5 protein-coding genes are annotated in these 2,971 nt (G+C 55.9%); 2 read left to right on the top strand and 3 right to left on the bottom strand.

Features of this window, described 5'->3' with window-relative positions:
• A partial coding sequence (locus RMO15_RS24695; RefSeq protein ID WP_309718886.1) for a hypothetical protein occupies positions 1 to 193 on the top strand: 193 nt, incomplete at its 5' end.
• Between the two features lie 52 nt (positions 194 to 245).
• Here the strand turns inward: RMO15_RS24695 and RMO15_RS24690 are convergent.
• Genes RMO15_RS24690 through RMO15_RS24680 form a run of 3 tightly spaced genes read right to left on the bottom strand, consistent with a single transcriptional unit; the run spans position 246 to position 1,437 of the window.
• Positions 246 to 788 carry a tRNA (cytidine(34)-2'-O)-methyltransferase gene (locus tag RMO15_RS24690; RefSeq protein WP_309718883.1) on the bottom strand — a complete coding sequence of 181 codons (543 nt, stop codon included), beginning with the start codon at positions 786 to 788 and terminating at the stop codon, positions 246 to 248.
• Positions 785 to 1,147: a hypothetical protein gene (locus RMO15_RS24685; RefSeq protein WP_309718880.1), complete on the bottom strand. Its 363-nt coding sequence runs from the start codon at positions 1,145 to 1,147 to the stop codon at positions 785 to 787. Before RMO15_RS24685 ends, RMO15_RS24690 begins: the two co-directional genes overlap by 4 nt.
• Positions 1,144 to 1,437 carry a hypothetical protein gene (locus RMO15_RS24680; RefSeq protein WP_309718877.1) on the bottom strand — a complete coding sequence of 98 codons (294 nt, stop codon included), beginning with the start codon at positions 1,435 to 1,437 and terminating at the stop codon, positions 1,144 to 1,146. The genes RMO15_RS24685 and RMO15_RS24680 overlap by 4 nt, the downstream gene beginning before the upstream one ends.
• A 91-nt stretch (positions 1,438 to 1,528) precedes the next feature.
• Between RMO15_RS24680 and RMO15_RS24675 the strand changes: the two genes are divergently transcribed.
• On the top strand, positions 1,529 to 2,623 hold the full coding sequence (locus tag RMO15_RS24675) for a Gfo/Idh/MocA family oxidoreductase (protein ID WP_309718874.1): 1,095 nt from the start codon (positions 1,529 to 1,531) through the stop codon (positions 2,621 to 2,623).
• The last annotated feature ends 348 nt before the right edge of the window (positions 2,624 to 2,971 follow it).

Raw genomic sequence — 2,971 nt, 5'->3', positions numbered from 1 at the left:
TGACCAAATCTGGGAGTCTTTTCCTGACGATATTCCTGTGTATCGTCCTCTATTCGAAGCCATTGCAGACCCACAAGCCACTCCCGACTCCATCCGACTAAAAATTGCATGTATCCCTCACTCCTATATCGTCACTGAGTTTACTGACACCGAGCGCTTCGAGGTTCACCTGACCGGCTACACCTACTGGTGAGTCTTATATTCTGTAGGCCCATTCATGGGTCTTGCCGCAACAGCGGGCTCATTTATGCGCCCGATTCTCGATCCCCCGGCGTTTGCCCCGGGTTCCCGTTGAAGAACGCAAAGGAGCGCTCTCGGGGCGGAGTTCCTAGAGGTGTGGCGGTGGCAAAGGCAAGCTGTCGCCATGCCTCATAGACTGTGATGGCGACGGCGTTGGAGAGGTTCAGGCTCCGACTGCCTGGCATCATCGGGAGCGTCAGCACGGTCACTTCAGCGAGAATTTCCTCCGGGAGGCCGCGGGACTCGGAGCCGAAGAGAAGCGCGTCGCCGGGCTGGAACTCGGTTTCGTAGGGGGTTGCTGTCCCGCCGGTCTCGATGGCAAAAATACGGCTTCCCGTAAGCGCCACTTTGCACGCTTCCCAGCCCGCGTGGCGCTGGACTTCAGCGAACTCCTCGTAGTCTAAATGCGCCCGGCGCAGGCGCTTGTCGTCCCAGGCAAAGCCCAGCGGCTCGATCAGATGTAGCGCCGCGCCCGCGTTGGCGCACAGTCGGACGATATTGCCGGTGTTCTGAGGCATGTCGGGTTCGTGGAGAATAACGGAGATCATAGAGCCTTGATCTCAACGGCACCACCATCGCGCACTTCCAAAAAAAGCGAGAAGTCGCGTAGGAGGTCAATGCCAATCATGGGCTCACCCACCATCTCCACGGCTTCTACCAAGCGCTTCTCACCTGCCCACTCGCACTCTGCCGCATAGATTTCATACGGAGAAACACGACCGTCTGCCATCGTAAATTCTTCGTTCCAGAGTTTGGGGAGACGCAGTGTTCCAATCCAGTAGGGAGAGAGCTTGATTTCACCCGCAAATCCCGTATCGATCAAAAATTCGATATCAAAAGCGACTTCATCGGGCCGATAGAGTCGCAGAGTGATTCGGCCTGCGTTGCGGGAGAAAGACCCCGTCATTGCGGACGCTCTTGTTGAGAAATCTGCTTCTCTGCCTCTAGGCGATAGAACATACGGATGTCATCTTCCGTGGGAGGGCCGATCCGAAAGACAACAATGCTGCCGTCTTTGAAGCGTTCCCAGAGGGCCATTCCTGCCGCTTTTCGGGTTTCTCCAATGGCATATTCTCCTGTACCTGGATGAATCGCAATCACTTTTCCGAGGTAGGTTGGCTCCAATAAAGCTTTAAGTTGCTCTTCGTAAATCTGATGCGCACGAGTACGTTCGTCAAAGCTGGAAACGGTGGACATGATGATTTAGTATACCGCCTGAAGAATTTTGGCTTTTGGGCAGGATTCTGGCACGGCTCTGGCGTAAGGTTTTACCCGGAAGGTTTTTTCAATGGATACAGAAATCACAACAATCTCCGAGGGCACTGCTGTTGAGGCCAAGCCCCTCCGTGTCGGCTTTATTGGCTGTGGTGGGATCGCGCAGACCCACATCGGCTACATGACCAAGATTCCGGGTGTTTCGATTGTCGCGGGGGCGGATATTCGCCAGGTGGCACTCGACGTGATGCACAACAAGCATGGCGTCGCGACCGATCATCTCTTTACCGATTTTAATGAGATGCTCAAGACCGTGGGCGACGATATTGATGCGATCTCGGTGTGTACGCCCAACGGTGTGCATGCCAAGGCAGCGATTGCGGCGGCCAATGCAGGAAAAGACATTCTCTGCGAGAAGCCGATTGCGATGAACCCCACCGAGGCACAGGCGATTGCCGATGCCGTTCATGCCAATGGCGTCAAGTTCGTCATGGGTTTCCAGCACCGCTACGAGCCCAAGAGCAAGTACGTCCGTGATCTCATCGAGAGCGGCGCACTGGGCAAGATTATGTATGTCCGCGCTCAGGCCCTGCGCCGCCGTGGCATCCCGAACTGGGGTGTCTTTGGCCGCAAGGAGCTGCAAGGTGGCGGCCCGATGATTGATATTGGCGTGCATATCCTGGATACCGCGCACAGCCTCATCGGCAACCCGACCCCGATCACCGCGACCGGCAACACCTGGACCTGGATGGGCAACAAGCCCAGCGAGGTCAAGAGCCAATGGCCGGGCTGGGATCACGAGACCTACACGGTCGAGGACCTGGCCGCCGGTATGATTCGTTTTGACAATGGCACCATTCTCACGCTGGAGTCGAGCTTCTGCAACCATATCAAAGAGGATGTCTTCGACATTCAGATCATGGGCGAGAAGGGCGGCGTCATCTGGAGCACGTCGGAGACCTACACGGACTGGGAAGGCTACATGATCAACGCTACCCCCGCGTACTACCCCAAGTGGGACATGTGGCAGTACAAGATCCAGCACTTCATCGAGGTCGTGAGAGACGGTCGCCCCAACGAGTGCCCCGTCGAGCACGGTGTCATGGTGCAGAAGATGCTCAGCGGCATCTACGCCTCCGCCGAGCAGGGCAAGGAAGTCAGCATCTAGGCCCTCACCCCCCAGCCCCCTCTCCCAATAACAAGCCCGCTACGCGGGTGGGAGAGGGGGTGTTTTTGTTTTGGGGACAGGTTTGATAAATCCCTCTCCCGTCGATTGAAAGCGGCGTCTCTAAACCTCGTTCCTCAGCTGAGAAGTCGCTCCGCGACTGATCCACTCAAGGGGTACGTAGTGTCGCGGAGCGACTTCGTGGCCAAAGGCCCTCAGACGCCTATTTTCAGTATGCGGGAAAGGATTTCTAATTAGAAAAAACTGTCTCAATGGGAATAGCCTTTTTCACGAATCGGGTGGATGCCCAAAAGGTTTCAAAATTTGGTCAGCAAACAAGACCAGTACAGC

This window comes from Armatimonas sp., assembly GCF_031410135.1.
Lineage (GTDB): Bacteria > Armatimonadota > Armatimonadia > Armatimonadales > Armatimonadaceae > Armatimonas.
Note: the sequence above shows the minus strand (reverse complement) of the source record. Positions and strands in the feature narration are given on the sequence as shown.

Excerpts from the sequence above, each read along its gene's own strand:
- RMO15_RS24690 (WP_309718883.1), bottom strand. The coding sequence starts at position 788 with ATGATCTCCGTTATTCTCCACGAACCCGACATGCCTCAGAACACCGGC.
- RMO15_RS24685 (WP_309718880.1), bottom strand. The coding sequence starts at position 1,147 with ATGACGGGGTCTTTCTCCCGCAACGCAGGCCGAATCACTCTGCGACTC.
- RMO15_RS24680 (WP_309718877.1), bottom strand. The coding sequence starts at position 1,437 with ATGTCCACCGTTTCCAGCTTTGACGAACGTACTCGTGCGCATCAGATT.
- RMO15_RS24675 (WP_309718874.1), top strand. The coding sequence starts at position 1,529 with ATGGATACAGAAATCACAACAATCTCCGAGGGCACTGCTGTTGAGGCC.